Source organism: Nguyenibacter vanlangensis (assembly GCF_013376155.1).
Lineage (GTDB): Bacteria > Pseudomonadota > Alphaproteobacteria > Acetobacterales > Acetobacteraceae > Gluconacetobacter > Gluconacetobacter vanlangensis.
Map to the genome: position 1 here is coordinate 1 of NZ_JABXXP010000756.1, position 1,297 is coordinate 1,297.

Here is a 1,297-nt window from a genome sequence, read left to right on the forward strand (position 1 = left end):
CCGGTGCGGCCCGGGCCGGTGACGGCGCAGACCCTGCATTTCCCGACCGATTATCCGGTGGGGCTGCTGACCGTGGCGTGGCGCATGCCCGGCGCGACCGCCGCCGATTATGCCGCGGCGCAGATCCTGTCCGACGTGCTGAGCAGCCAGCGCGGCGCGCTGTACGGCCTGGTGCCGGCGGGCAAGGCGCTGTTTGCCGGGTTCGAATATGCGCCGAAGGCGGAGGCCGGGATGGGGATCGCGGTCGCGGCCTATCCGAAGGCGACGGACCCCGCCCCGCTGCTGGCCGAGGTGAACGCGATCCTGGCCGAGATCCGCCGGAAGGGCGTCCCGCCCGAACTGGTCGAGGCCGCGCGGCGCAAGGAACTGGCGCAACTGGGCTTCTCGGCCAACAGCATCAGCGGTCTGGCCGAGACCTGGTCCGAGGCGCTGGCGGTGATGGGGCTGGAGTCGCCCGACGCGCTGGGGGCGGCGCTGCGGCGCGTGACGGTGGACGACGTCGACCGCCTTGCGCGGCGGATCCTGGACCCCGACCGTGCCGTCACCGCCCTGCTGACCCCCGAGGATTCGGGCAAGCCGATCGCCGGCAAGGGTTTCGGCGGATCGGAATCCTTCGCCGCCGTTCCCGACCATCCGGTGACGTTGCCGGACTGGGCGCATGCGGCGCTGGCGACGCTGACCCTGCCGCCGCCGGTGGGCGTACCCAGCGTGTTCACCTATCCCAACGGGCTGCGGCTGATCGTCCATCCGGCGCATGTCAGCCACACGGTGCAGGTTTATGGCCAGGTGCGGCAGGATGCCGACATGCAGGAGCCGAAAGGCCAGAAGGGGGTGGCGGCGATTACCGACGACCTGTTCGGCTATGGCACGCAATCGCTGGACCGGCTGGCCTTCCAGAAGGCGCTGGACGATATCGCGGCGACCGAAAGCGCCGGCCCCGGCTTCAGCCTGGCGGTGCTGAGCCCGGATTTCGAACGCGGCATGCAGTTGCTGGCGGATAACGAGCTGCATCCGGCCTTTCCCGAGCGGGCCTTCCAGGTGGTGCGGATGCAGACCGCGCAATCCTATGCCGGGCTGTTGCAGACGCCGGATTACCTGTTCGGCCGGGCGGTGAAGCTGGCGGTGTCGCCCGCGGACGACCCGAGCCTGCGCCAGCCCGACCCGCGCCATGTCATGGGGCTGCGCCTGGCCGATGTGCGGGGTTTCTACCAGGCGGCCTATCGCCCCGACCTGACCACGATCGTGGTGGCCGGCGACGTGACGCCCGAGCAGGCGCGCGCGGTGGTCGGACGGACCT

General features: G+C 70.9%; 1 pseudogene. It reads left to right on the plus strand.

The features are described from left to right. Positions 1 to 1,297, plus strand: a pseudogene (locus HUK84_RS18750) (insulinase family protein); the annotation flags it as partial.